Raw genomic sequence first — 25,207 nt, 5'->3', positions numbered from 1 at the left:
AATGGAACTGCTCACACGCTTGAAGCAGCAGTTGCAGGGGCTGGAAGAGCGCAGCCTGATCCGCCGCCGCCGCACCGTCGACACGCCGTGCGCGCCGCGCCTGACGGTCGATGGGCGCGACATGCTGGCCTTTTGCAGCAATGACTATCTGGGCCTGGCCGCGCATCCGCGCATCGTGGACGCGCTGAAAGAGGGCGCCGACCTGTATGGCGCCGGCAGCGGCGCTTCGCACCTGATCAGTGGCCACAGCCGCGCCCACGCGCTGCTGGAAGAACGCCTGGCCGCGTTTGTGGGCGCCAACCTGGAACAGGCGCGCGCGCTGTATTTCTGCACCGGCTACATGGCGAATCTGGCTGTGCTCACCGCCCTGTCGGCGGGCGACGCGGAAACCGAGATCTTCTCGGAAGCGCTGAACCACGCTTCGCTGATCGACGGCACGCGTTTGTCCCGCGTCAAGACGCGCGTGTACCCGCATGCGGATCTCGATGCGCTGGCGGCCCTGCTGGCGGAAAGCAAAGCCAAAACGAAAATCGTCGTCACGGACAGCGTCTTCAGCATGGATGGCGACCTGGCGCCGCTGCCCGCGCTGCTGGCCCTGTGCGAACAATACGGCGCCTGGCTGGTGGTCGACGACGCGCACGGCTTCGGCGCGCTGGGCGAGAACGGCCGCGGCGCGCTGGAACACTTCGGCCTGCATTCGCCGTACCTGGTCTACGTGGGCACCCTGGGCAAATCGGCCGGCGTGGGCGGCGCCTTCGTTTGCGCGCATGAAGCCGTGATCGAAACGCTGATCCAGAAGGCGCGCCCCTACATCTTCACGACGGCGGCAGCGCCCGCGCTCGCGCATGCGCTGCTGGCCAGCCTGGACATCATCGCCGGCGAGGAAGGCCGGCAGCGCCGCGCCCACCTGGCCGCGCTGGTGGCGCAATGGAACGAGGGCTTGCGGCTGCAGCGCTGGCAAGCCTTGCCTTCGCTCTCCGCCATCCAGCCCGTCATCATCGGCGAGAATGCGGACATGCTCGACATCGCCGCCACCCTGTACCAGCAAGGCCTGTGGGTCGGCGCCATCCGCCCGCCCACCGTCCCTGCCGGCACGGCGCGCCTGCGCGTGACGCTGTCGGCCGGCCACACGGCGCAGGAAGTGGCGCAATTGATCAACGCAGTCAACACCCTGGAAAGGACTCGCCATGAGCCTTGATGACCCTATCGTGGCGGAAGTGCTGGCGGACCTGGCGCCGGCCGTGCAGCCGGCGCCGGCCATTGCCGGCCTGCCCTCGCGCTTTGCCTGTTTCGTCACCGGCACCGACACGGAAATCGGCAAGACCCTGACCTCGTCGGCCCTGCTGCACGCGCTGGTGGCGCGCGGCGTGCGCGCCTGCGGCATGAAGCCCGTGGCCGCCGGCGCCGAGATGCGCGACGGCGAACTGCATAATGAAGACGCCGACAGTCTGATCGCCGCCGGCAACGTCACCATGCTGCGCAATATCACCACGCCGTATATGCTGAAGGAACCGGCCGCGCCGCACATCGCCGCCGCGCTCGAAGGCGTGAGCATCGAATCGGTGCCGATCCTGGCCGCCTACCTGGAAATCGCCGCCGCCTCGGACGCCGTCGTGGTCGAAGGCGTGGGCGGCTTCCGCGTGCCGCTGTCGCCCGGTTTCGATTCGGCCGACCTGGCGCAGCAGCTCGATTTACCCGTGATCCTCGTGGTCGGCATGCGTCTGGGCTGTATCAGCCAGGCCTTGCTGACGGTGGAAGCCATCGAGGCGCGCGGCCTGACGGTGATCGGCTGGGTCGCCAACACGCTGGAAGTGGAAATGCGCTTCCTCGACGAAAATATCGATGCGCTGATCGAGCGCATCCCGGCGCCGCTGCTGGGCAGGGTGCCGCGCCTGGCGCAGCCCAGCGCGGAAGCGGCGGCGGCGTATCTCGATTTCACCGGCTTGCCCAACTGGCCGGCGCAGCATCCAAACACCTAACGTATCCAAAAATAGAAGCGAAGGAATCACATGTCTCACGTCCAAGAAGCAGCAAAAACCGTCGAACTGCACCGCCCAGCGGCGCGCATCACCGTGCCGGAAGCGGCCACCTGGCCCGTCGCCGATGTGCTGGCCCTGTTCGACCTGCCGTTCAATGAGCTGATGTTCAAGGCCCAGCAAACCCACCGCGTCAATTTCCCCGACGGCGACGTGGAACTGGCGACCCTGTTGTCGATCAAGACGGGCGGCTGCGAGGAAGACTGCGGCTACTGCCCGCAGGCGGCCCGCTACGACACGGGCGTGGAAGCGAAAAAATCCTCGACATCGACACGGTGCTCGACGCGGCCCGCCAGGCGAAAGCCAACGGCGCCACGCGCTTCTGCATGGGTGCCGCCTGGCGCAGCCCGAAAGAGCGCGACATGGAAAAAGTCGAAGAGATGGTGACCAAGGTCAAGGCGCTGGGCCTGGAAACATGCGCTACTTTGGGCATGCTGGAAGAGGGACAAGCGGACCGCCTGAAAAATGCGGGCCTGGACTTCTACAACCATAACCTGGATACGGCGCCCGAGTTCTACGACAACGTCATCTCGACGCGCGAATACCAGGACCGTCTGGACACGTTGGGCCGCGTGCGCGAAGCGGGCTTGAAAGTGTGCTGCGGCGGCATCGTCGGCATGGGCGAGACGCGTCTGCAGCGCGCGGGCCTGATCGCCCAGCTGGCCAATCTGAATCCGTACCCGGAATCGGTGCCCGTCAACCACCTGGTGCAGGTAGAGGGCACGCCTTTGTTCGGCCTGGAAGCGCTGGACCCGTTCGAATTCGTGCGCACGATCGCCGTGGCCCGCATCACCATGCCGAAAGCGCGCGTGCGTCTGTCGGCCGGCCGGCGCCAGATGGGCGAAGCCGTGCAAGCCATGTGCTTCCTGGCGGGCGCCAATTCCATCTTCTACGGCGACAAGCTGCTCACCACCGACAACCCGGAAGCGGAAGACGACCGCGTCTTGTTGAACAAACTGGGCCTGCAGACGCGCGGCGCCATGCTGGACTCGGTGCAGAAAGAGAAGTGCGGCTGCTGATGACAGCCTTGTCGGGTTACGCCGTGCCGGCTAACCCGACCTACGAATACCGCCTCACCAATGCGTAGGTCGGCTTAGCGCAAAGCGCGTAAGCCGACACGCCAGCACACAACGTCCATGACAAGAGACAGCTGCCCCTTTTTGAGAGAATAGAGAGAGACCATGTTCACTAAAATCCTGATCGCCAACCGCGGCGAAATCGCTTGCCGTGTCGCCGCTACCGCGCGCCGCATGGGCATCCAGACCGTCGCCGTGTATTCGGAAGCGGACGCCAACGCCAAGCACGTCGCCGTCTGCGACGAAGCCGTCCTGATCGGCCCCGCGCCGGCCAAGGAAAGCTATCTGTGCGGCGACAAGATCATCGCCGTAGCGCTGGCGACAGGTGCGCAGGCGATCCACCCCGGCTACGGATTTTTGTCCGAGAACGCCGACTTCGCCGACGCCTGCCAGGCTGCAGGCCTGGTCTTCATCGGCCCGCCGGCATCCGCCATGCGCGCCATGGGCTCGAAATCGGCGGCCAAGTCGCTGATGGAAAAAGCGAACGTGCCGCTGGTGCCCGGCTACCACGGCGAAAATCAGGATGCGGACTTCCTGCACGGCCAGGCCGACAAGATCGGCTACCCCGTGCTGCTGAAGGCGTCCGCCGGCGGCGGCGGCAAGGGCATGCGCGTCATCGAGAACAGCGCCGACTTCAAGGCCGCGCTGGCTTCGTGCAAGCGCGAAGCGATCAGCTCTTTCGGCGACGACAAGGTGCTGGCCGAAAAATACCTGTCGCGTCCGCGGCATATCGAAATCCAGGTGTTTGCCGATACCTTGGGCAACTGCATCTACCTGTTCGAGCGCGATTGCTCGGTGCAGCGCCGTCACCAGAAAGTGCTGGAAGAAGCGCCGGCGCCGGGCATGCCGGCCGAGCGCCGCGCGGCCATGGGCGAAGCGGCCGTCGCCGCCGCCAAGGCCGTCGGCTACGTGGGCGCGGGCACGGTGGAATTCATCGCCAACCAGGATGGCTCGTTCTACTTCATGGAGATGAACACGCGCCTGCAGGTGGAACATCCGGTGACGGAAATGATCACCGGCACCGACCTGGTGGAATGGCAGTTGCGCGTCGCCTTTGGCGAGCCGCTGCCGAAAAAGCAGAATGAATTGACGATCCACGGCCACGCCATCGAGGCGCGCATCTACGCGGAAAATCCGGAAAAGGGCTTTTTGCCGTCGATCGGCACCCTGCGCCACATGCAGTCGCCATCGGCCGTGACGTTCGAACTGGGCGGCACGCTGGTTCCCGCCGCCGTGCGCATCGATTCGGGCGTGCGCGAGGGCGACGCGATCTCTCCGTTCTACGACCCGATGATCGCCAAGCTGATCGTCTGGGGTGCGGACCGCCGCGAAGCGCTGGCGCGCATGGCGCAGGCGCTGGCCGACTACCAGATCGTGGGCCTGGCCAGCAATATCGCCTTTTTAAAACGCCTGGTGGAAGGCCAGGCGTTTGCCAGCGCCGACCTCGACACGGGTCTGATCGAGCGCAATCAAGCATCGCTGTTCCCCGCCCTGCAGGCAGCGCCCGACACGGCCCTGGCGCTGGCGTCCGTCGCCCTGCTGACGGAGGAAAAAGCGGCGTCCGAAGCGCAATCGGGCAACCCCGCCGACCCGTGGGGCAATGCCCTGGGCTGGCGCTTGAACAGCACCCTGGGCCGCAGCCTGGCGTTTGCCGACGAATTCGCGCTGGCCGGCGACAGCAAGGCCTATGCCGCGCGCATCGCCTACAAGACCGATGGCTGGCTGTTCAACGGCCAGCCCCTGATCTTGACGGCGCGCACAGGCAACGAGCTGCACATCAAGCTCGGTGAACGTGCCGTGCACGGCACGGTGCTGCGCGACGGCGAGCAGTTCCACGTATTCACCGGCGGCTTGCACTACACGCTGCACTACAGCGACCCGATGGCCCATGCGGGCGAAACGGAAGCGGAGGGCGGCCGCCTGACGGCGCCGATGCCGGGCAAGGTCGTCGCCGTACTCGTAAATAAAGGCCAGGACGTCAAGAAGGGCGAGCCGCTGGTCATCATGGAAGCGATGAAGATGGAGCACACGATCGCCGCGCCGCATGACGGCCTGGTGGAAGACGTGCTGTATGCGGTCGGCGACCAGGTGGCCGATGGCGCGCCGCTGCTGGCCTTCAAGGCCGCCGCATAGAGGCTGCGACGATGCGCATCCTTTTACAACGTTCGGACGGCAAGGAAGCGGCGTGGATCGCCGATTTCAAGGACTTGCTGCCCGGAGCTGACATCCACTTCTGGCGCGAAGGCGAGGCGGCTCCGCCATGCGACTATGCCGTCGTGTGGCAGCCTCCCGCCGCCATGCTGCCCGAGCTGGCCAACGTCAAAGCCATCTTCAACACGGGCGCCGGCGTCGACGCGCTGTTGAAATTCGGCGAGGCGCTGCCCGCCCACGTGCCGCTGGTGCGCCTGGACGACGCGGGCATGGGCGTGCAGATGGCCGAGTATGTGAGCCATGCCGTGCTGCGCCACTTCCGCCGTTTCGACGATTACGAGGCGCAGGGCCGCGCCGGCATCTGGCAGCCGCTGCCCGCGTACGACAAGATGGATTTCCCCGTCGGCGTGCTGGGCATGGGCGTGCTGGGCACGCGCGTACTGCAAGCGCTGGCGCAGTTCGAATTCCCCTGCGCGGATGGAGCCGCAGCCGGAAGCACATCGATGGCGTCGCATGCTTCGCGGGCGAGGAGGGGCTGGAAGCCTTTTTGCGCGGCACGCGCGTGCTGGTGTGCATGCTGCCGCTCACGCCGGACACGCACAACCTGCTCGACCGCGCGCGCCTGTCGATGCTGCTGCCCGGCGCGTATGTCATCAACGTGGCGCGCGGCGCGCATCTGGCCGAACCGGATCTGCTGACCCTGATCCGCTCCGGGCATATCGCCGGGGCCACGCTCGACGTGTTCCGCAACGAGCCGCTGCCGCAGCAGCACCCGTTCTGGCAAGAACCGCGCATCACCATCACGCCGCATATTTCGGCCGCCACCCTGCGCCGCGAAAGCGTGGCGCAGATCGCCGCCAAGATGCGCCGCCTGCACGCCGGAGACTCCGTCGCCGGCATCGTCAACCGTTCGCAAGGATATTGAAATGACTCCTACTACCAGTCTGCCCAAGCAGGTCAAGATCGTCGAAGTGGGCCCGCGCGACGGCTTACAAAACGAGAAGGACACCATCAGCGCCGCCGTCAAGATTGAGCTGGTCGACCGCCTGACCCTGGCCGGCTTCGCCAATATCGAGGCGGCGTCCTTCGTCTCGCCGAAATGGGTGCCGCAGATGGCCACCAGCGCGGAAGTGATGGAAAAAATCGCGCGCCGCCCCGGCACCATTTATTCGGCGCTGACGCCGAACATGCAGGGTTTCGATGCCGCCTTGGCGGCGAGGGCCGATGAAGTGGTGATCTTCGGTTCCGCGTCGGAGGCGTTCTCGCAAAAGAACATCAACTGCTCGATCGCCGAATCGATCGCCCGCTTCGAAGGCGTGGCGAAGGCCGCCAAGGAACACGGCCTGCGCCTGCGCGGCAGCATCAGCTGCGCCTTCGGCTGCCCCTACCAGGGGAAGTGCCGCTCGACGCCGTGGCCGACGTGGTGGGCCGCATGCGCGACCTCGGTTGCGACGAGATCGACATCGCCGACACCATCGGCGTGGCCACGCCAAGAAAGACGCAGGCGGTGATGCAGCGCGCCATCGCGGCGTTCCACGTGGGTGGCCTGTCCGGCCACTTCCACGACACCTATGGCCAGGCGCTGGCGAACATCTACGCCAGCCTGGAAACGGGCATCGCGATCTATCACTCGTCCGTCTCCGGCCTGGGCGGCTGCCCGTACGCCAAGGGCGCCACCGGCAACGTGGCCACCGAGGACGTGCTGTACATGATGCAGGGACTGGGTATCGCCACCGGCATCGACCTGGACCTGGTGGTGGACGCGGGGCAGTTCATTGCGCAGCAGCTGGGGCGCAAGGGGTCCAGCCGCGCGGGCAATGCCATCGCGGCGAAACGCCTCGCGGCGTAGGTCGGGTTAGCGCGTAGCGCGTAACCCGACAACAATGTTGGCCATGATCCTGGTGTTGTCGGATTACGCGCTTGCGCGCTAATCCGACCTACGTCGACCTGCCTGAACCATACAGACGAAAAAAACCCAAGAGCCGAAACTCTTGGGTTTTTTCTACAAATTTGGTCGGAGTACAAGGATTCGAACCTTGGACCCCCTGGTCCCAAACCAGGTGCGCTACCGGGCTGCGCCACACTCCGAAGACCAAGATAATACAGGCCGTATCGGCTTCGGTCAAGGGTCAGGTGAAACTCTGTGTAAATTATTTACGCACGGCATAGTGACTCATGTATTTTTCAACACGCAAGAAATATGCGACACTGGCTTGGCAAGTTTTCCCGACACACATGAAGGCGACGACGGCAATGGATTTCAGTATAGAAAGAAGCGGCGGCGGCCAGCTCATGCCGAAGGGCCGCGGCATCGTCCTGGGCATCGGCGTGTCCCTGCTGCTGCATGGCGCCTTGATCTATCTGTGGCGCCACGTGCAGCCAGTTGCGCTGCCGGATGCAGCGCCGCGCGTGGAGTCGATCGCCGTGTGGATACGCCCGCTGGCCGCCAAGCCCCCGCCGCCGCCTGTCGAAGTCGTCAAGCCGCAGCGCGAACCCAAGCCCATCAGCAAGCCGCAACGCGCCGCTGCCCGCGAAACGCCGGCGGCGGCCACGGCGCAAGAATCCAGCCCGCAAGCCATCACGGTCGTACCAGCCTCACCAGTCACGCCGACGGCCAGTCCAGATGCATTGACGCAAGAGGCACCGAAATTCGACATGGAAGCGGCCAGGAAGACGGCGCGCAAGATGGCGGGCGAGCGCGACCCGTCCAAGGTGGGCACGGCCGTGGGACAAATCCCCGACAAGCCCCTGCAAACGGAAACCCAGCTGGCGCGCGACATCGCGCAAGGCAAGCGCGGCGATTGCCGCACCGCCTATGCAGGGGCGGGCTTGCTGGCGCCCGTGCTGATGTTGCTCGACAAGAAGGATAGCGGTTGCAAGTGGTGAAAATTTAACAACATCTCCACTTGGGCATGATCCCACCCAAAATGGGTATGTAGGAAAAATTATTCCTGTCCCTTCAACTGCAACGCCCGCTCATACAGGGCGTTTTTCTTGCGGCCCGTGATTTGCGCCGTCAAATTCGCCGCCTGCTTGACGCTGCATTCGGCCAGCAGGATATTGAGGATGCGTTCCGCTTCCACGTCTTCCGCGTCCTGCGCCTCGGTGGCACCTTCCAGCAGGACGACGAACTCGCCCTTTTCGCGGTGCGCGTCGGCACGTATCCAGCTTTCCGCTTCCGACAGGGGGCAGCGGTGGATTTCCTCGAACAGTTTCGTCAGTTCGCGCGCGAACACCACCTGGCGCGTCGGCTCGAACGCTTCGGCCAGGGCCGTGGCGCAATCGAGGATGCGGTGCGGCGCTTCATAGAACACCATGGTCGCCGTCACGCCGCGCAGGCTGTGCAAGATGTTTTCGCGCTGCTTGGCTTTCGCCGGCAGGAAGCCGACAAAATAGAACTGGTCATTCAATAGTCCGCTGGCGGAAATGGCGGTGATCGCCGCCGACGGGCCGGGCAGGGGCAGCACGCGCAGTCCCGCCGCGCGCACCGCGTCGACGATGCGCGCGCCGGGGTCGGACACGGCAGGCGTGCCGGCGTCGGAAACGAGGGCGATGCGCTCGCCCGCCTGCAGGCGCGCGATCAAAGTCTGCGCCACTTCGCGTTCGTTATGTTGATGCGCCGCAATCAATGGCTTGTTCAAGCCGAAGCGCGTCAGCAGGTGCGCCGTGTTGCGCGTATCTTCACAGGCGACGGCGTCGGCAAGGCTCAGCAAGTGCAGCGCGCGCAGGCTGATATCGGTCACATTACCGATGGGCGTGGCCACTATATACAATGTTGCGATAGGATAGACCTGGTGCGCCGCCTCTGTCATGATGGGCAGGCTGGCGATGGAACTGATTTCTTGTACGGTCATTTTGGAGGTTAAATGCTTGCTAATAGTGTGAAGTTACTGCTTGTTTGTGCCGCGACCGGCATGCTGAGCGCTTGCAGCACGCCTTGCGACGCGCCCGGGCAATTGTGCGCGCCTATTGAATCTAACACAAGGGCGCTGCCGCCACCGAAGCCGCTGCCGCCTCCCGTGCCGCCCAAGCCGCCCGCGCCCGAACCGGTGACGTTTGCCGTGGCCGTGCCCGATATTACCGCCTACGACGGCAGCGGCGCGCCGCTGGCGCCCATCACCACCAAGCCGGCCACGGGCACGCCGCAAGACATGCCGGCCGCCACGGCACCGGCGCCATCCGACGGCAATCTGCACCACATCGGCCTGCTGCTGCCGCTACGCTCCGCTTCCCTGGGTCCGGCCGCCGAACTGCTGCGCGCCGGCTTCATGGCCGCGTACGAGCGCGATCGCAGCGGCTTCGAAGTGACGGTGATCGACACGGGCGACGGCAGCACCGACGTCCTGAACAAGTTTGCGCAGGCGCAAGAGGAACAGGACATCGTCGTGGGGCCGTTGTCGCGCTCGGCGGTGACGGCCGTGGCGAACAGCGACCTGGTGCGTAAACCAACGATCGCCCTGAACCACCCGGACAACCGCGGCGAGGCGCGCCTGCCGGCCAAGCTGCTGGTGATGGGCCTGTCGATCGAGGCGGAAGCGCGCCAGGTCGCCGCCTGGGCCGCCAGCGAACAGCCGGGCGCCAGCGCCCTGATCCTGTCGGCCGGTTCGCCCTCGCAGCGCCGCATCAGCGCCGCCTTCAAGCAGGAATGGCTGCGCCAGGGCGGCAAGGTCGATGTGATGGACTTGACGGCCACGAATGGCTACCTGAGCGATGCGGAACTGGTGCAACTGCGCGCGCGCCTGGCCGCGACGCCGCCTGGCCTGCTGTTTGCCGCGCTGGACGCCGACCAGGCGCGCCAGCTGCGCGTGGCCATCGGCAGCGACCTGCCCCTGTATGGCACCTCGTCACTGAACCCCGGCGCCGGGCGCGGCGCCAGCGGCCCCGAACTCGACGGCGCGCGCCTGCTGGACTTGCCATGGCAAGTGCGGCGCGACCATCCGCAAGTGATGGTGTATCCGCAGCCGCCGCAACCGGCCGACGCCCGTTTGACGGCCGACATGGAACGCCTGTACGCGCTGGGCATCGATGCCTTCCGCGTGGCGCGCGAAGTGGCGCTGCGGCCGAACGCGCCATTCACGCTCGACGGCGTGACGGGCCGCCTGGCCGTGCGCTTTGAGAATGATCAAAGCGTGTTCGAACGCACGGAACAGGCCGCCACCTACCAGCAGGGCGTGCTGGGCACCTGGCCACCGGCCCCGCCGGCACCTGTCACCATGCCGCCGGTACAATAAGGACACCGCCATGCCGCCCTTCTGGAACAAACGGGAACGGGGACGGCAGGGGGAAGACGATGCGCTCGCGTATCTGTTGCTGCAAGGCTTGGTGCTGCTGCAACGCAATTATCTGTGCAAGGGCGGCGAGCTGGACCTGATCATGCGCGATGGCGCCGCCATCGTCTTCGTCGAAGTGCGGCTGCGCAGCAGCGCGGCCTTCGGCGGCGCCCTGGCCAGCATCACGCCGGCCAAGCAGCGGCGCATGGCGGTGGCCGCGCAAACCTGGCTGCTGGGACAAAAAACCGTGCCGCCATGCCGCTTCGACGCGCTGGCCATCGACGGCGGGCGCATCAGCTGGCTGAAGAACATCCTCGATATGTAAGCATTTTTAACAGTGCTTGTCCGCCATGCCGCGCGCCTGCACTATAATCGGCAGACTATGAATAATCAACGCATCCTCTCGCACTTCCACGAAAGTGCCGAACTCAAGATCCAGGCCGCTACCGTGCTGGCGCAACCCATTGCGCAGGCGATCGACCTGATGTTTTATGCATTGTCCAACGGCAACAAGATCCTCGCCTGCGGCAACGGCGGTTCCGCCGCCGACTGCCAGCATTTCGCGGCCGAGCTGGTCGGGCGCTTCGAACGCGAGCGCTTTCCGCTGCCGGCCCTGGCGCTGACGACGGATACGTCGATCCTGACGGCCGTGGCGAACGACTACAGCTACCGCGAGATCTTCTCGAAGCAGGTGCAGGCCTTCGGCCAGGCCGGCGACATCCTGCTGGCCATCTCCACGTCGGGCAATTCGGCCAACGTGATGGCGGCCGTGGAAGCGGCGCTCGAGCGCGAAATGCGCGTCGTGGCGCTGACGGGCAAGGACGGCGGCGCCATCGGCAAGATGCTGACGGACGCCGACGTGCATATCTGCGTGCCGGCCGAGCGCACGGCGCGCATCCAGGAAGTCCATCTGACCACCATACATTGCATCTGCGACGGCATCGACGTCGCGCTATTCGGAGGAGACGTGAATGACTAAATTCGGTACTGGCCCAGGCTGGAAACGCGTACAACGCCCGCTGGCCACCGCACTGCTGTGCGGTGCCATGCTCACTTCGCTCACCGGCTGCATCGAACTGATGGTCGGCGGCGCGGTGATGGGCGGCGTTGCCGCGGCGGACCGCCGCACCCTGGGCGCCCAGACCGAAGACAAGTCGATCGCCCTGAAAGGCGAGTCGCGCATCCCCTCCATCGTCGGCGACGTGGGCCACGTGAACGTCACCAGCTTCAACCGCCGCGTCCTGCTGACGGGCGAGGTGCGCGACGAGGCGATGAAAAATGCCGTCGAGCGCGAAGTGCGCAATATCGAGGGCGTGGAATCGGTGGCCAATGAATTGATCATCGCCGGCCCGGCCAGCTATACCTCGCGCTCGAACGACGCGCTGATCACCACCAAGGTCAAGGCCAGCCTGGTCGACATGAAAACCATCTCGGCCGCCTCGTTCAAGGTCGTCACGGAAAACGCCACCGTCTTTCTGATGGGACGCGTGACCCAGCGCGAAGGCACGGTCGCGGCCGACGTGGCGCGCGGCGTGGGCGGCGTGCAGAAAGTGGTCAAGCTGTTCGACTACATTTCGGAAGCGGAACTGAAGCAATTGCAGCCCGACCCGCCGCAGCAACGCACGACGAGCACCGTCAGCGACACGGTCCAGCAGTAAGCGCCTCCGCCGTTTGACCTACGGCGCCAGACTGACGATGCGTCTATAATGGCCGCATCGTTGCTCTACATTAGTGAAACTTTGCCATGTCAACTTCGCCCTCCGCCAGCAAGTCCTGGATCAAGCCCGCCCTGATCGCCGTCTTCGTGGCGGGCGTGGCGGCGGCCGGCTATCTGTCGCTGAACGACAAGCAAAGCGCGCCGGACGTGACCTTCCACGGCATCCATGGCGAGAAGATCACCTCGGCCAGCCTGCGCGGCAAGGTGGTGATGGTCAATTTCTGGGCCACCTCGTGCACTACTTGCGTGGCGGAAATGCCGGACATGGTCGACACCTACAACAAGTACAAGGGGCAGGGGCTGGAATTCGTGGCCGTGGCCATGAAATACGATCCGGCCAACTACGTACTGAACTTCGCCGAAACGCGCCAGCTGCCGTTCAAGGTGGCGCTCGACGTGACGGGCGAGGCGGCCAAGGCCTACGGCGACGTGGCCCTCACGCCCACCACCTTCGTGCTCGACAAGCAGGGCAAGATCCTCAAGCGCTATGTGGGCAAGCCGGAATTTGCCGAACTGCATAAACTGCTCGAAACGGCCATCGCCGGTTAAACGTCTCACATAAGCTGCTGCGCGTCGCGATTTGCAGCCTGCGATGCTCACTGTGCTCAAGCACAGTTCCGCTTCTCTGCCGCAACTCGCTTCCGCTCGCTACGCTTCTGTGAGACGTTAAAGGCGGGAGAACACCGCACAAAACCTTGTTGCCAAGCGTTGTCAATCTGTTATAACCTTCCCAGGCGTGATCCCATTCACCTTGTGAAGGCCAGCCGTGTCCCCAGCCGCTCAATCGCTTGACCCGCAGCAACTCAAAGCCTGGCTGCTTGCCACCGGGAACAAGGACGCCGCGGCGTTCCGCCAGCTATATACTTCCACCTCATCGAAACTGTTTGGCTTCGCGCTGCGTATATTGCATAAGCAAGAGCTCGCTGAAGAAGCCTTGCAAGAGGGGTTCGTCGCCATCTGGAACAACGCCGCCGCTTACCAGAGCCATCTGGCCGCGCCGATGACCTGGATGGCCACCATCGTGCGCAACAAGGCGTTCGATGTGTTGCGGCGCAGCGACGATACCGTGGAAATCGATGCCGAACAGTTTGATAGCGAAGTCATGAATGCACTCCGGGACCCCCAGGCCACGCCGATCGAATCACTGCAGCTGAGCGGTGACGCCAAGGCGCTGGCGTTTTGCATGTCGGCCCTGGAAGGGCTGCACCGGCAGGTGGTCGCCCTGGCCTTCTATCACGACCTGTCGCACAGCGAAGTGGCGCAGCAGATGTCGCTGCCGATCGGCACCGTGAAGACGTGGATACGCCGCAGCCTGGAACGGCTGCGCACGTGCCTGGCGAAACGGGAGGCATCATGAATATCCGCGGCAATGACGCGCTGCGCCAGAAACTGGCGTCCGAATACGTGCTGGGCACCCTGAAAGGGGCGCGCGGCGGCGTTTCGAAGGCTGGCTGCACAACGACGCCGACTTGCGCAATATCACGGCCGAATGGCGCCAGCGCCTGGAACCGATGGCGGAATTCGCCACGCCCGTGGCGCCGCCCAAACGCGTGTGGCAGCAGATCGAGCAACGCCTGGACCTGAAGCCGCAGGGCGGCTGGTCCTGGTTCCGCGATTCGCTGTCGTTCTGGCGTGGCCTGGGCATGGCGTCGAGCGCCATCGCCGCGCTGCTGGTGATCGTCGTGGCCACGCGCGTGATGGACGCGCCGCAGATCAGCTATGTCGCCAGCCTGACGGACGAGAAGGCGCAAACGGCATTGCTGCTGACGGCCGACAGCCGCCACGGCGCGCTCGAGGTGCGCATGGTGGGCAATGCGCCCGTGCCTGCCGACCGCGACCTGGAACTGTGGGCCGTGCCGAAGAGCGGCAACCCGCGCTCGCTGGGTTTACTCGCCGACAAGGGCAACGTGAAACTGGCCCTGTCCCAGCGCGCCCTCGGCAACGACGTGGCCTTGCTGGCCGTTACCCTGGAGCCGAAGGGCGGTTCGCCGAATCCGGACGGACCGACGGGACCCGTTTTGTATAAAGGTAACTGGGTCAGGCTATAAGGAAATGTCGGGTTACGCAGCGCCGCTGCTAACCCGACCTACCGGCTTATTTCGGGTACAGAATCATCTGCGTGCAGCGGAACAGGGCAATCGTCTTGCCCGTTTCCTTGCTTTTCACCACGGCATCCCACACTTGCGTGTTGCGGCCCTTGTGCTCGACCTTGGCCGTGCAGGTGAGCGTGCCTTCGCGGGCCGTGCCCAGGTGGTTCGATTTCAATTCGATGGTGGTGAAGTTCGTCGCGCCCTCGGGCAGGTTGACGATGCAGCCATAGCCGGACGCCGTGTCGGCCAGCGTCACCACGCTGCCCGCGTGCAGGTAGCCGTTCGGCGCCAGCAGGTGCGGTAAGACGGGCAATTCCGCCGTCAGCTGGCCGTCGCCCACGGCCGTGATGACGATGCCCAGGTGGCCAGGCAGGCGGCCCGTGCCGCGTTCATTCAACATTGCTACGGTGATCTCGGGATTGCTCATGCTGGTCCTTGTGCGGGTGGGTCCGGACAGCGGATCTGCCGGAAAATACTATGATGATAGCAACTTTCCCGGCAATGGTTTGAGCACAGCTATTTTTTGCCGCGCCGCCGCTTCCACCACACCAGCGTCCCCGTCAGCAGGAACAGCAAGGGCATCAGGCCGAAGACGGTAATGAAGGCGCGCCCGGCCACGCCGAAGGCCTGGCCCGAATGCAGGGGGAATTGCCAGCCCAGGAAGACATCGCCGGCCGGCGCCCGCAAGGGATCGCGTATGCGCAGGGGCAAGCCGCTGCGCGCGTCCAGGGTGATGCGCGTGGCGCCGTCGCCGTGGGCGATTTCACCGGGCTGGCGCACGCGCACGTCGTACGGCTGGTCCTTTTTCGCCGGCAGCACGATGCGCGACACGCGCGCCTGCGGATACAGCAGCTGCGCGGCGGCCATGGCCTGGCCCGCATCGAGCAGGGCGCCATCCTGGGCCACATTCTTCAACTTTGCCGTATCCGGCACCGTCGACACGAGCTCCACCAGGGCACGATCAATTGCGGCAAATTGAAATAGATGCCGGAAAAGGCGAGCACGGCCAGCACGGGCGCGGCAAAGAAGCCCGCCGCCTTGTGCAAGGTGTAATTGAAACGGGGCCAGGAGCCGCCATGCGACACGGTCAGGGCGCGCCGGATCGCCGCCCACTGCAGGCGCGGCCACCACAGGTAGATGCCGCTCAGGGCCATCAGCAGCAGGGCCACGCCGGAAATCCCCGTGACCGTCTTGCCCGCGTCGCCGGACAAGACATAGCGGTGCAAATGAAACATGCCCGACATCAGCAATGGGCGCGTGAGGCCGAAACGCCCCCAGTCGCGTTCGCCTTTGACCTGCAGGGTGTAGGGGTCGACCATCACCTGGCGCACGATGGCCTGGCTGAAGGGGAAGGCTTGCCGGCCTGGCGGTACGAGGCCACGTACACGTCGCGTGCGTCGGCGGGCGGATTGAGCTGGCTCGGCTTGCCGTAGGCGGGGTCGGCCGTAAGCTGGTCCACCACCGCTTGCACCGTGCGCGGCGTCACCTGAAACACCTGGCCCGGCGCGGGCGTGCTCGCCTGCAACAAATTCGGATTCAGATACGCATCGAGCTCCGGCATCCAGGCGATGGCGGAGCCCGTCAAGCCCAGCAGGACGAACAGGGCGCCGAACCACAGCCCCGCATACAGGTGCAGTTTGCTGAGCAACCACTTGATCGGGCGTCGGGACATGGAAACTTTGGGAAATTTTGGGCTGCGGAACGATAGCATGAAAGCCCCACTGTGAAAATCATGCGCGGTCAGAAAGCGGCAGACCGCACAACACGCTCATGGCAACGTTGGAAGTCCGCGAAAACGAGCGTTTCGGCACCATCAGCGAGCGCATCGGCATCGCGCGGTTATCTTGCGCGGCATACACTTTCCCCTATACTTATCGAAAGGAAAATTATGACCGCCTCCCGCCTCCTCGCCGCCACCTTGGGCCTCGCTCTTCACCTGGGCGCCCACGCCGCCGATTTCACGGTGACCAGCACCGACATCGCCCCCGGCCAGCGCCTGGCGAACGCGCAAGTGTTCCAGGGCTTCGGCTGCACGGGCGGCAACCTGTCGCCGCAATTGTCGTGGAGCAATGCCCCGGCCGGGACCAAAAGCTACGCCATCACCGTGTACGACCCGGACGCGCCCACGGGCAGCGGCTGGTGGCACTGGAGCGTGTTCAATCTGCCGACCAGCACCACGTCCTTGCCTGCGGGAACGACAACCGCCGCCCTGCCGGCCGGCGCCGTACAAGGGCGCAACGATTACGGCGACAGCGCCTACGGCGGCGCCTGCCCGCCACCGGGCGACCAGGCCCACCGCTACCAGCTCACGGTCTGGGCCCTGAAAACGGACAAACTGCCGCTGGACCGGCACGCCAGCGGCGCCATGCTGGGCTACATGCTCAACGCCAACGCGCTGGGCAAGGCACAGCTGACGGGACTGTATGGCAGATGACATGGAAGCGGTGGCCCTGAGCGAGCTGCGCATCGCCCACGGCACCATCGAGGCGCGCCGCGCGCAAACCCTGCGCCGCGTGCCCGTCTTCCAGAGCGCGCTGTGCCGCGTGCGGCAGGGAACGAAACTGCTGGAATGGGGGCGCGCCAGGCGCGCGCCGGCACGCACGACGTGGTGCTGATGCCGGCGGGACAGGAACTGGGCGTGGCCAACCTGCCTGACGCGCAAGGCTACCGGGCGGAAGTGCTGAGTTTTTCGCCGGCCCTGATCGCCCGTTTCCGCGCGCGCCATGGCGGCCTCGTCGATACCCAGCTGCGCCAGGCGGCCACGGCCAGCCTGTGCGTGCCGCTCGATTCCCACGCGGCACTGGCCTGGGACCAGCTGACGGCCAGCCTGGCGAGCAGCACACCGCCCGCGCTGCTGGCGCACCAGGCGGAAGGCTTGCTGCTGGCCCTGGCCTTGGGCGGCCATTGCGGCCCGCTGCTGCTGGACCGCCGCGATCCGCTGGCCGCGCGCGTACAGCAAGTGCTGCTGCTGGATCCGGGCGCCGACTGGAGCGTGGCCAAGGTTGCCCGCCACCTGCACCTGGGTACCTCCACCCTGCGCCGCCAGCTGGCCCTGGAACAGCGCCATTTCCGCGCCATCCTGGAAGACGTGCGGCTGGGACTGGCCTTGCAGGAATTGCAATCTGGCATCTTACCCATCGGCGACATCGCCGCCGCCTGCGGCTATGCCTCGCCCTCGCGCTTCGCGGCCCGTTTCCGCCAGCATTACGGCCTGTCGCCGCGCGACCTGCGCGCCACGCTGTAAGCCCGCTCCAGCGCAAATGACGCAACAAGCGCTGACAGCGGGGCGATTTTCTTGCTACTATGCGCCCATGTCTTCCCGCCAGCCATCCCGCAAGCCTTACCCGGCGTCCGCCCTCGCGCGCACGCCGTGGCAGCTGTGCGTGGCGCTGTTCAGTGCGCTGGCCCTCGTGTTCCTGCTGTCGACGGCCGCCTCGCACCTGCACAAGACGACGCTCGACGCGGAAGAGTGCGCGCTGTGCGCCACCGCCATCGACAAGGTGGCCGACATCGCCGTGCCGCCGGCCATCGCCGAGCCGCCCGCCCAGTTACTGCCGTACCGCCTGCTGGCCCTCGCGCCCGCTACCCTGGCGCCCGTCGTCCCCCTCGTCCTGCCGCCCGTGCGCGGCCCGCCTGCCTCCTCACTGTAGTTCCCACGCTGTTTTTATCCTTTTCAGGCTGCCCCTTGCCGCACTTTGCTGCGCGCCGGGCCGCCTGGCGTTGACTATCTTTGAGGTTTACCATGCAACACACACCACGCCTGAGCGCGCTGTCGCTCGCCCTTGCCAGCCTGTTTACCGTTTCCGCCCATGCCGCCGAGCCTGCCGAAGCCAGTACCGATGCCGCTCCGCCAGAAATGCAAAAGGTCGAAGTCACCTCTGCCCACTTGAAAAGCGCGCGCATCGCGCTGTCGCCGAAAATCGGCACCACCATCTACAGCATCGACAGCCATATGGTCGACATGCTGGGCCAGGGCGACAACACGCCGTTCAATGAAGTGCTGCTGCGCCTGCCGGGTGTGTCGCAGGATTCGAAGGGTTCCGGCGCCCTGCACGTGCGCGACGACCATGCCAACGTGCAATACCGCATCAACGGCGTGCAACTGCCCGAAAGCATCAGCGGCTTCGGCCAGTCGATCGACACGCGATTGATCGACAAGACGGATTTCATGACGGGCGCCTTGCCGGCCCAGTTCGGCCTGCGCACGGCCGGCATCGTCGATATTGAAACGAAGGAGGGCGGACTGACGCCGGGCGGGCGCATCGGTATCATGGTCGGCAGCCACGACCATGTGGAGCCGAGTGCCGAATTTTTCGGCAGCATGGGCAAGTTCAATTACTACCTGTCCGGCAGCTATCTCGGCAATGCACTGGGCGTGGAAAACCCGCAAGCCACGCGCAGCGCCCTGCACGACAAGACGCGCCAGAACAAATCGTTCGGCAGCCTGTCGTATTTCCTCGATGACAACACGCGTCTGGGCGCCATGTTCGGCACGTACAACGGCCGCTTCCAGATCCCGAACAACCCGGACCAGGCACCGGCATTCAGCTTGGCCGGCCATAGCGACGCGCAGGCGGGCACGGCCAGCATTCCTTCATCGCAGCTGAATGAAAACCAGCGCGAAGTGAACCGTTTTCTCGTGCTGTCGCTGCAAAAAAGCCTGGGCGACGTGAATTACCAGGTGTCGGCCTTCCACCAGTATTCGGAACTGCACTTCACGCCCGACGCCATCGGCGACCTGATCTACAACGGCGTGGCCTCCGATTCGCGCCGCGCGAACAGCGCTTCCGGTGCCCAGTTCGACATCAGCTACAAGCTGCACCAGGACCACACCGTGCGCGCGGGCCTGGCCTACACGCGCCAGAAGACGACCAGCGACAATGCGGTGGCCGTGTTCCCCGCCATTGACGGGGCGCAAACCGCCACCACGCCGATCAGCATTCTGGACAACAGCGGCAAGACGGGCACCCTGGCCAGTGTCTACCTGCAGGATGAATGGCATATCAGCAAGCCATTGACCCTGAACTACGGCGCCCGCTTCGACAAGGTCTCGGCCTACACGAGCGAACAGCAATGGAGTCCGCGCGTCAACCTGGCCTACCAGATCGCGCCGGGCACGGCCCTGCACGCGGGCTACTCGCGCTACTTCACGCCACCGCCGCAGGAGCTGGCGGCGCAAGCCAGCATCGACCTGTACGCGAACACGACGAATGCGCCGGAAATCGGCCAGTCGGACAACGTCAAGTCCGAGCGCACGCACTACTATGACGTGGGCATCAGCCACCAGGTCAATTCAAAACTGACCGTGACGGCCGATGTGTACTATAAAAAGATCAACAACCTGCTCGACGAAGGCCAGTTCGGCCAAGCGCTAATCCTGACGCCGTTCAACTATGCGGACGGCTACGCAAAGGGCCTGGAATTGTCCGCCATCTACAGCGAGAAAAACTGGGGCCTGTTTCTCAACGCCAGCACGCAAAAGGCACAGGGCCGCAACATCAATTCGGGGCAAGCCCTGTTTGGCGCCGATGAGTTGAACTACATCAGCACACACTATGTCTACCTCGATCATGACCAGAAATACACGCTGTCGGGAGGTGGCCATTATCACTTCGGCGATTCGCAAGTGAGCGCTGACTTCCTCTACGGCAGCGGCCTGCGCATGACGCCGGACGGCGGCGCGCCGAATTCCGGCCATTTGCCGAGTTACTTCACCGTCAACACGGCGCTCACGCACACGTGGAAGAACACGCCCGTGGGCAAGGTGGAAGGACGGCTGGCCCTGATCAACCTGTTCGACAAGTCGTACCTGCTGCGCGACGGTTCCGGCGTGGGCGTGGGAGCGCCGCAGTATGGCGCGCGCCGCAGCATCTACGCCGGCCTGTCCACCAGTTTTTAACACCTGACAGTACCTACTGCGCGGCGTGGGGCGCGGCCTCCGATGCTCACTGTGCTAAAGCACAGCTGCGCTTCTCGGCCACGCCGCACATCCGCTCGCTACGGTTCTGTCCAGGTGTTGTAAGTCGCGCGAAGACAGCGGCAGGGAGCAACGCCTGCCGCTGTCGGTTGCCGTACTGTATCTTGACTTATCCCCAGGTGATGGGTGCCTGGCCATGCGCCTGCAGATACGCATTTGCCAGGCTGAACGGCTTGCTGCCAAAGAAACCTTTGCTGGCCGACAAGGGAGAAGGGTGGGGCGCCGTCAGCACCAGGTGCTTACCGGGATCGATCAGGCTGCGCTTGGCTTGCGCATAGCCGCCCCACAGGATGAACACGAGGTGTTCGCGCTCGGCGGACAGGTGGCCGATGGCGCTGTCCGTCAGCTTTTCCCACCCCTTGGCCGCGTGCGAGCCGGCCGCCCCGGCGCGCACCGTCAGCACGCTGTTGAGCAAGAACACGCCTTGCTCGGCCCAATCGGACAAATCCGTGCGCGTGCGCATCACGCCCACGTCGCTCTGTAATTCCTTGAAGATATTCTGCAGGCTCGGCTGCGGCGGCGTGCCTTCGGGAATCGAAAAGCACAGTCCCATGGCGGCGCCCGGCGTGTGATACGGGTCTTGCCCCAAGATCACGACTTTGACTTGCTCGAACGGCGTCAGGTCGAAGGCGCGAAAAATGGTTTTACCCGGCGGAAAACACGGCCCCGCCGCGTACTCTTCCTTCACGAAGGCGGCCAGGCGCTCCCAGTAGGGCTGGGCAAACTCCCCTCCAGCCGCGCCTTCCACGATGCGTCGATGCGTACGTCCATGGCTCCCCCGTCAATCATGTTTTTAAAACATCATTGATCAGTATAGCCGCGTCACGTTCGTTCCCGCGTTACGGTACGGCTGGGCAATGCCTATTTGTCATCATAGTGATAACGGCAGGCCGCCACGTAGATGCAGCCCGCGTCGGGCAGATACACAAGCCGGTGCTGGCGGTCGATGCGGCGCGACCAAAAGCCCGTCAGGTCGCCTTTCAGCGGTTCCGGCTTGCCCGTGCCCTTGAACGGATCGGCCAGGCATTCATCGAGCAAGTCATTGATTTTTTGCAGGATTTTTAGGTCGCGCTCTTGCCAGAACAGATAATCTTCCCAGGCATGATCGGTCCAGGCCAGCACGGCGGCGCGCGCCTGCTGCTTGTTTTCAGTCTTCCGGTTTTTCATGCCGCGCCAATGCTCGTGGCTGCGCCTTGCCCGCCTTGATCTGCGCCACGGACGCCATCAGGCGGCTGGCATTCTTTGCCGTGCCCAGCAAATACAGGGTTTCCTCGATGCTGTTGTAGTCCGACAAGGACAGCATCACCACATGCTCGCCATTCACGCGCGTGATCACCGTAGGCGTATGGTCGTTGCAGACGTCGTCCATCACGCTTTTCAGGCCTGCGCGCGCCTCGCTGAAAGTCAGGATATTCATGCCGTGCCACCGCTCCATGGAAAGTACATGCCAATAATTGTACAGGATGTTGTACATCACTTCAATCAGGCAAAAAAAGCCGCCAACGCTATCGCGGGCGGCTTTGATCTGGCGCAAGGTGCTTAGAAATTCAGCGCCGATTCCACGCCGGCGCTGTGCGCCTGTTCATCCGCGTGGTACGAGCTGCGCACCATGGCGCCCACGGCGGCGTGGGTGAAGCCCATTTTATAGGCTTCTTCCTCGAACATTTTAAACACGTCCGGGTGCACGTAGCGGCGCACGGGCAGGTGGCTGTTCGATGGCGCCAGGTATTGGCCGATGGTCAGCATGTCGATGTCGTGCTCGCGCATGTCGCGCATGACTTGCAGGATTTCCTCGTCCGTCTCGCCCAGGCCCACCATGATGCCGGACTTGGTCTTCACGTCCGGGTACATGGCCTTGAAGTCCTTCAGCAGCTTCAGCGAGTGCATGTAGTCGGAACCGGGACGGGCTTCCTTGTACAGGCGCGGTGCCGTTTCCAGGTTGTGGTTCATGACGTCAGGCAAGCCATCCTTGAACAGATTCAACGCTTTTTCCAGGCGGCCACGGAAGTCGGGTACCAGCACTTCGATGCGGGTGTTCGGCGACAGGGCGCGCGTTTGCTGGATGCACTCGACGAAATGGCCGGCGCCGCCGTCGCGCAAGTCATCGCGGTCGACGGAGGTGATGACGACGTAGTTCAGGCGCAGCTTGGCGATGGTTTTCGACAGGTTGGCCGGCTCTTCCTTGTCCAGCGGGTCCGGGCGGCCGTGGCCCACGTCGCAGAACGGGCAGCGGCGCGTGCACTTGTCGCCCATGATCATGAAGGTGGCCGTGCCCTTGCCGAAGCACTCGCCGATGTTCGGGCAGCTGGCTTCCTCGCACACGGTCACGAGCTTGTTTTCGCGCAGGATGTCCTTGATTTCATAGAAACGGGTCGAAGCCGAAGCGGCCTTGACGCGGATCCAGTCCGGCTTTTTCAGGCGCTCGATCTGCTCGATCGGAACGATCTTGATCGGGATGCGCGAAGTCTTGCTGGCGCCTTTTTGCTTTTCGCTCGGGTTGTACGCAGGAGCGGCAGTAGCGGCGGGGGCGGTGCTGGAAATGGTCTCAGAAGTCATGGCTGCAAGCCCTTGACGGGCATGTTGGTTTGTTTGCTCAGGCATCCGCTGCCTGAGGCGCGCCTGCGGCGCTGTTTACTTCGCTTACATCGAGTAATACGGTCAATTCCTGGGCCAGGGCCCGCTGCACCTCGGCCAGCGGCGCCACGACGCCCATGCTGCGCATGTCCACCGTCTTCAGGCCGGAATAGCCGCAAGGGTTAATCCAGGAAAACGGCGCCAGGTCCATCGCCACGTTGAGCGATACGCCATGGTAGGTGCAGCCGTTGCCGCGCACTTTCAATCCCAGCGCGGCGATCTTCGCACCCTTGTCTGGCCCGCCGGCGATATAGATGCCGGGCGCGCCATCGATGCGCTCGCCAGCGAGATTATACGCCGCCAGCACGTTGATGATGGCTTGCTCGATTTTATGCACGAACTGGCGCGCATACAGCTTGCCGCCCGGCTTGTTGCGGCGCAAGTCCATCAGCAGGTAAATCACCACCTGGCCGGGGCCATGGAACGTCACTTCGCCGCCCCGGTCCGTCTGCACCACGGGCACATGCTCGGCGCCGGCCAGCAGATGGCCGCGGTCGGCCGCCAGGCCCAAAGTAAATACGGGCGGATGCTCGACGATCCACAGTTCGTCGCGCGTGTCCGTCGTGCGCGCGTCGGTAAAGGCGCGCATGGCGGCAAAGGTCGGCTCGTAATCGACGCGGCCCAGCTCGCGGATCAGCGCCGTTTCGGTGCGGGTGGTGGTCATGACAGATTCTGTAATCAGCTGCCGGCGCCCTGCGGACGCTGCGGCGAAGCCGTGATTATAAGCCAGGCCGCCGTTTCATTCAGCCAAGGGCGCCGGCAACAGCAACAATCTGCCCATTTTTTGTGCAGCGTGGCGCACCTGGGCCAGGCTCAGCGCCGTGTAACCGAGCAGCACGGCAGGCGCCAGTCTGGCGCTGTGGCAAAAATCGCCGAGCGGCTGCAACGCCAGGCCCTCCTGCGCCGCGCGCGCGCAAAACGCCCGTTCGTCGCCATCGGGCGGCAGCCACAGCACGCAATGAAAACCCGCCTGCTGGCCGGAAATCGTGTAGCGCCCGGGGGCAAGCTGCTCGAGGCAAGCCAGCAGCAGGTCGCGCCGCTCCTTGTAGGCCAGCCGCGCCTGCCGCAGATGGCGCACGAAGGCGCCTTCCTCCATCCAGGCGGCCAGCGCCAGCTGTTCCGTCACGCCCACGGACCGGCCCGTCAACTGCACGATGCGCAGCAGCTGCGGGCGCAAGGCGGGCGGCAGCACCATGAAGCCCACGCGCAGGCCGGCAAACAGGGTCTTGTTGAAACTGCCGCAATAAATCACGCGCTGGTACTGGTCCAGCGCCTTGAGGGCCGCCAGCGGCGCGCTGTGGTAATTGAATTCGCTGTCGTAATCGTCTTCCACCACCCAGGCCCCGCTGTCGTTCGCCCATTCCAGCAAGGCCAGGCGGCGCGTGACGGACATGGTCACGCCCAGCGGCGACTGGTGCGCCGGCGTCACGTAGGCGAGGCAGGCGTCCGTCTGCGCGGCCAGCGCGGCGCAATCGATGCCCTCGGCATCGACGGCAATATCCACCGGCACGGCGCCGGCCAGGGCAAACAGGGCGCGCGCGGCCGGGTAGCCCGGTTCTTCCAGGCACACCTTGTCTCCAGCGCGCACGATGCCGCGCGCCAGCAAGTCGATCGCGTGGCGGATGCCGGTGGTGACGACAATGTCGTGCGGATCGCAGCGGATGCCGCGGTACTTGGCGAGGAAATCGGCAATCTGCTGGCGCAGCTGGGGCAGGCCGGCCGGCTCGGCGCTGCACAGCTGCTCCGGCGTGGCGGCGGCCAGCGCCCGCGTGGCGCATTTGGACCAGGCGGCCATGGGAAACAGGCTGGCGTCGGCGCGCCGCGCCACGAAGGGCAAGCCGTCGCGCACGCCCGTGTCCGGGGCGGGCGCGGGCACGCTGGCCGGCGCGGCCGGAGCGGCATCGCCGAAACCCGCCATCAGGAAGCGCTCCGGCACCACGGCGCACACGCGCGTGCCGGAACCGGGCACGCGCGTCACGTACGCTTCCGCGTGCAGGCGGTCGAACACGGTTTCGATGGTGCCGCGCGACAACTCCCACCGTTCCGCCAGGGTGCGGCTCGATGGCAGCCGGCTGCCCGCCGGCAGCATCTTCGTCAGGATGGCCGAGCGCAGCGCTTCATACGCGCCATCCTGCTTGTTGACGCCTGCCTTGTCGAGCCAGCTGGTGGGGCGAGGCAAGTCCAGGGCGTGTGGTGATTTTCCTCGCGGCATGATAATCGTCCAAGTGGTCCAATGCGTTTTCTGATGAGTGGCAC

26 protein-coding genes, 1 tRNA gene and 4 pseudogenes are annotated in these 25,207 nt (G+C 64.8%); 19 read left to right on the top strand and 12 right to left on the bottom strand.

Annotated features, from left to right (window positions below):
* Position 1 precedes the first annotated feature (1 nt).
* From bioF to ACRHIG_RS03420, 6 genes and pseudogenes are all read left to right on the top strand, one after another.
* On the top strand, positions 2-1,198 hold the full coding sequence (gene bioF / locus ACRHIG_RS03445) for an 8-amino-7-oxononanoate synthase (RefSeq protein WP_489629376.1): 1,197 nt from the start codon (positions 2-4) through the stop codon (positions 1,196-1,198).
* Positions 1,188-1,979 (top strand): dethiobiotin synthase, encoded by a 792-nt coding sequence (bioD, locus tag ACRHIG_RS03440; protein ID WP_489629375.1) that lies wholly within the window; start codon positions 1,188-1,190, stop codon positions 1,977-1,979. The genes bioF and bioD overlap by 11 nt, the downstream gene beginning before the upstream one ends.
* Before the next feature lie 30 nt (positions 1,980-2,009).
* Positions 2,010-3,055 (top strand): annotated as a pseudogene (gene bioB, locus ACRHIG_RS03435) (biotin synthase BioB).
* 162 nt (positions 3,056-3,217) lie between these two features.
* On the top strand, positions 3,218-5,245 hold the full coding sequence (locus ACRHIG_RS03430) for an acetyl/propionyl/methylcrotonyl-CoA carboxylase subunit alpha (protein ID WP_489629374.1): 2,028 nt from the start codon (positions 3,218-3,220) through the stop codon (positions 5,243-5,245).
* A gap of 11 nt (positions 5,246-5,256) precedes the next feature.
* Positions 5,257-6,188: pseudogene (locus tag ACRHIG_RS03425) on the top strand (2-hydroxyacid dehydrogenase).
* A 1-nt stretch (position 6,189) separates the two neighbouring features.
* Positions 6,190-7,112 (top strand): annotated as a pseudogene (locus ACRHIG_RS03420) (hydroxymethylglutaryl-CoA lyase).
* A gap of 162 nt (positions 7,113-7,274) precedes the next feature.
* Here ACRHIG_RS03420 and ACRHIG_RS03415 read toward each other — a convergent pair.
* Positions 7,275-7,351 (bottom strand) — tRNA-Pro (locus tag ACRHIG_RS03415).
* A 165-nt stretch (positions 7,352-7,516) separates the two neighbouring features.
* Here ACRHIG_RS03415 and ACRHIG_RS03410 point away from each other — a divergent pair.
* Complete coding sequence (locus ACRHIG_RS03410; RefSeq protein ID WP_489629373.1) at positions 7,517-8,149, top strand: hypothetical protein; 633 nt, start codon at positions 7,517-7,519, stop codon at positions 8,147-8,149.
* 59 nt (positions 8,150-8,208) lie between these two features.
* Here ACRHIG_RS03410 and rsmI read toward each other — a convergent pair whose 3' ends face one another.
* Positions 8,209-9,117, bottom strand: a complete 909-nt coding sequence (gene rsmI / locus ACRHIG_RS03405; RefSeq protein WP_475417217.1) for a 16S rRNA (cytidine(1402)-2'-O)-methyltransferase — start codon at positions 9,115-9,117, stop codon at positions 8,209-8,211.
* A 165-nt stretch (positions 9,118-9,282) separates the two neighbouring features.
* On the opposite strand from rsmI, the gene ACRHIG_RS03400 reads away from it, so the two are divergent.
* The 7 genes from ACRHIG_RS03400 (at position 9,283) to ACRHIG_RS03370 (ending at position 14,298) form a co-directional block, all read left to right on the top strand.
* A complete protein-coding gene (locus ACRHIG_RS03400) occupies positions 9,283-10,494 on the top strand; it encodes a penicillin-binding protein activator (protein ID WP_489629372.1) in 1,212 nt (403 codons plus the stop codon).
* A 10-nt stretch (positions 10,495-10,504) separates the two neighbouring features.
* Complete coding sequence (locus ACRHIG_RS03395; RefSeq protein ID WP_475417219.1) at positions 10,505-10,858, top strand: YraN family protein; 354 nt, start codon at positions 10,505-10,507, stop codon at positions 10,856-10,858.
* A 57-nt stretch (positions 10,859-10,915) separates the two neighbouring features.
* A complete protein-coding gene (locus ACRHIG_RS03390) occupies positions 10,916-11,512 on the top strand; it encodes a phosphoheptose isomerase (RefSeq protein ID WP_034752465.1) in 597 nt (198 codons plus the stop codon).
* Positions 11,505-12,191, top strand: a complete 687-nt coding sequence (locus ACRHIG_RS03385; protein ID WP_077398288.1) for a BON domain-containing protein — start codon at positions 11,505-11,507, stop codon at positions 12,189-12,191. The genes ACRHIG_RS03390 and ACRHIG_RS03385 overlap by 8 nt, the downstream gene beginning before the upstream one ends.
* A gap of 86 nt (positions 12,192-12,277) precedes the next feature.
* A complete protein-coding gene (locus ACRHIG_RS03380; protein ID WP_152258939.1) occupies positions 12,278-12,799 on the top strand; it encodes a peroxiredoxin family protein in 522 nt (173 codons plus the stop codon).
* Between the two features lie 217 nt (positions 12,800-13,016).
* Positions 13,017-13,607, top strand: coding sequence for a sigma-70 family RNA polymerase sigma factor (locus ACRHIG_RS03375; protein ID WP_475417221.1), 591 nt, complete (start codon positions 13,017-13,019; stop codon positions 13,605-13,607).
* A gap of 112 nt (positions 13,608-13,719) precedes the next feature.
* Positions 13,720-14,298, top strand: coding sequence for an anti-sigma factor (locus ACRHIG_RS03370; RefSeq protein ID WP_489629371.1), 579 nt, complete (start codon positions 13,720-13,722; stop codon positions 14,296-14,298).
* Positions 14,299-14,344: 46 nt separating this feature from the next.
* Here the strand turns inward: ACRHIG_RS03370 and ACRHIG_RS03365 are convergent, their stop codons facing one another.
* The 4 genes and pseudogenes from ACRHIG_RS03365 to ACRHIG_RS03350 all read right to left on the bottom strand — a co-directional run.
* Positions 14,345-14,767 (bottom strand): PaaI family thioesterase, encoded by a 423-nt coding sequence (locus ACRHIG_RS03365; protein WP_436498281.1) that lies wholly within the window; start codon positions 14,765-14,767, stop codon positions 14,345-14,347.
* An 89-nt stretch (positions 14,768-14,856) separates the two neighbouring features.
* A complete protein-coding gene (locus ACRHIG_RS03360) occupies positions 14,857-15,282 on the bottom strand; it encodes a PepSY-associated TM helix domain-containing protein (RefSeq protein ID WP_489629370.1) in 426 nt (141 codons plus the stop codon).
* Positions 15,252-15,956, bottom strand: a complete 705-nt coding sequence (locus tag ACRHIG_RS03355; RefSeq protein WP_489629369.1) for a PepSY domain-containing protein — start codon at positions 15,954-15,956, stop codon at positions 15,252-15,254. Before ACRHIG_RS03355 ends, ACRHIG_RS03360 begins: the two co-directional genes overlap by 31 nt.
* Positions 15,899-16,051: pseudogene (locus tag ACRHIG_RS03350) on the bottom strand (hypothetical protein); the annotation flags it as partial. The gene ACRHIG_RS03355 and the pseudogene ACRHIG_RS03350, both read right to left, overlap by 58 nt.
* Positions 16,052-16,228: 177 nt before the next feature.
* On the opposite strand from ACRHIG_RS03350, the gene ACRHIG_RS03345 reads away from it, so the two are divergent.
* From ACRHIG_RS03345 to ACRHIG_RS03325, 5 genes are all read left to right on the top strand, one after another.
* The gene (locus ACRHIG_RS03345; protein WP_489629368.1) at positions 16,229-16,774 is read left to right on the top strand and encodes a YbhB/YbcL family Raf kinase inhibitor-like protein; all 546 of its coding nucleotides are present in this window, start codon (positions 16,229-16,231) and stop codon (positions 16,772-16,774) included.
* A complete protein-coding gene (locus ACRHIG_RS03340; RefSeq protein WP_489629367.1) occupies positions 16,764-16,955 on the top strand; it encodes a hypothetical protein in 192 nt (63 codons plus the stop codon). The genes ACRHIG_RS03345 and ACRHIG_RS03340 overlap by 11 nt, the downstream gene beginning before the upstream one ends.
* Complete coding sequence (locus ACRHIG_RS03335) at positions 16,910-17,584, top strand: helix-turn-helix transcriptional regulator (RefSeq protein ID WP_489629366.1); 675 nt, start codon at positions 16,910-16,912, stop codon at positions 17,582-17,584. Before ACRHIG_RS03340 ends, ACRHIG_RS03335 begins: the two co-directional genes overlap by 46 nt.
* 67 nt (positions 17,585-17,651) lie before the next feature.
* Positions 17,652-17,990, top strand: coding sequence for a hypothetical protein (locus ACRHIG_RS03330; protein WP_489629365.1), 339 nt, complete (start codon positions 17,652-17,654; stop codon positions 17,988-17,990).
* A gap of 92 nt (positions 17,991-18,082) precedes the next feature.
* Positions 18,083-20,239 carry a TonB-dependent receptor gene (locus tag ACRHIG_RS03325; RefSeq protein WP_489629364.1) on the top strand — a complete coding sequence of 719 codons (2,157 nt, stop codon included), beginning with the start codon at positions 18,083-18,085 and terminating at the stop codon, positions 20,237-20,239.
* Positions 20,240-20,426: 187 nt separating this feature from the next.
* On the opposite strand, the gene ung is transcribed toward ACRHIG_RS03325, so the two are convergent.
* The 6 genes from ung to pdxR form a co-directional block, all read right to left on the bottom strand.
* Entirely contained in the window at positions 20,427-21,065 is a 639-nt protein-coding gene (gene ung / locus ACRHIG_RS03320; RefSeq protein ID WP_489629363.1) for a uracil-DNA glycosylase, read from the bottom strand.
* 113 nt (positions 21,066-21,178) lie between these two features.
* On the bottom strand, positions 21,179-21,484 hold the full coding sequence (locus ACRHIG_RS03315; protein ID WP_070288956.1) for a Txe/YoeB family addiction module toxin: 306 nt from the start codon (positions 21,482-21,484) through the stop codon (positions 21,179-21,181).
* Positions 21,465-21,734, bottom strand: coding sequence for a type II toxin-antitoxin system Phd/YefM family antitoxin (locus ACRHIG_RS03310; RefSeq protein ID WP_070223351.1), 270 nt, complete (start codon positions 21,732-21,734; stop codon positions 21,465-21,467). Before ACRHIG_RS03310 ends, ACRHIG_RS03315 begins: the two co-directional genes overlap by 20 nt.
* Before the next feature lie 122 nt (positions 21,735-21,856).
* On the bottom strand, positions 21,857-22,873 hold the full coding sequence (gene lipA, locus ACRHIG_RS03305; protein ID WP_489629362.1) for a lipoyl synthase: 1,017 nt from the start codon (positions 22,871-22,873) through the stop codon (positions 21,857-21,859).
* 37 nt (positions 22,874-22,910) lie between these two features.
* Positions 22,911-23,615: a lipoyl(octanoyl) transferase LipB gene (gene lipB, locus ACRHIG_RS03300; protein WP_489629361.1), complete on the bottom strand. Its 705-nt coding sequence runs from the start codon at positions 23,613-23,615 to the stop codon at positions 22,911-22,913.
* Between the two features lie 75 nt (positions 23,616-23,690).
* Positions 23,691-25,163, bottom strand: a complete 1,473-nt coding sequence (gene pdxR, locus ACRHIG_RS03295) for a MocR-like pyridoxine biosynthesis transcription factor PdxR (protein ID WP_489629360.1) — start codon at positions 25,161-25,163, stop codon at positions 23,691-23,693.
* Between the last annotated feature and the right edge of the window lie 44 nt (positions 25,164-25,207).

Source organism: Janthinobacterium sp. C22 (assembly GCF_057919405.1).
Note: the sequence above shows the minus strand (reverse complement) of the source record. Positions and strands in the feature narration are given on the sequence as shown.